Genomic DNA, 1,074 nt, shown 5'->3' with positions numbered 1-1,074 from the left:
ATAAATCCCTATACCTACCAGGGTCAGTTTCAGAAATATTTTATTAGCACCGGCGATTTTGTAAAGGGTATCACCTTTGATACTTCAACTACCAATGCTATACTGAATGCTTTCGGTGTGATATATTTCCTGGTCCGTAAAAATGCCATCATGCTTTTTGTCTGCATGGCCATCCTCCTGCTCACCGGCAGTAATTTTATCAATATTGCTATCCTGCTTATATTTTTACTGCTGTTTGCCTTCAAAACCAATCGCTACCAAAAAAGCCTGATTGTAATTTGTCTTGTTTTCCTGGGAGTTTTTATGGCGAAAATATCTCCGCAAAATAACAAATATGCCACAAATGCAATAGCCATATTGCTTCATAAAGATCCCTCCGTAGCCAAGCCGTCGGTATGGGCAAACGTACCAATCAATTTACGACCAGATAGTGTACTGAACGCCGATGAACGTAAACAAAAAACGGCTATAACATACTTAGACGAGCTTTATGTGGCTACACATCCGGTACGCGCAATAAAGCCCAATGATACGGTTTATGTAATCAGTGGCGGACGTATAGCCATTAAAGGGCCTAATATTCATTCGGCCCCATACCAAAGCAGTACTCAAACGCCTCCTGAACAAAAACAGCTTGTACAATTTATTGAAACACATAAAACAGAATTACCGTTTGCCGGTGGTGAAGTTGCCCAGCCACCAGTGTTTGCAGGCAAGCTAATAGGCTTTTTACAAACTGTTGATTTTTTACACCAACATTTAAACAAGTTAATTACCGGTATAGGCATAGGTAATTTTTCGTCAAAACTGGCTTTCAGAGCTACCGGGCTTGGTTTTGCGGGCGGCTATCCGCATAAATTGGTTTATATCGATCATGATTTTATGGCAAACCATCTTGATCTCTATCTTAATTATTTCAGCAAAAGGGCGGGTTTTCACTCCCTGAACAACAGTCCATTTTCCGTTTACGATCAATTTCTGGCCGAATATGGATTATTTGGACTTGCAGGATTTTTCATTTATTACCTGGGCTTTTTTGCTAAACTTTACAGCGTTTTAACCTATGGTCTGCCC

The 1,074-nt window shown here is 40.2% G+C and carries 1 protein-coding gene; it reads left to right on the top strand.

What is annotated here, in order from left to right; all coding sequences use genetic code 11:
• On the top strand, nucleotides 1-1,074 hold a 1,074-nt coding region (locus AC1DPZ_RS27790; RefSeq protein ID WP_477409623.1), incomplete at both ends, for a hypothetical protein.

It is taken from the genome of Mucilaginibacter sp. P4_G9 (assembly GCF_056400985.1).
This window is presented reverse-complemented; position numbering and strand designations above follow the sequence as displayed.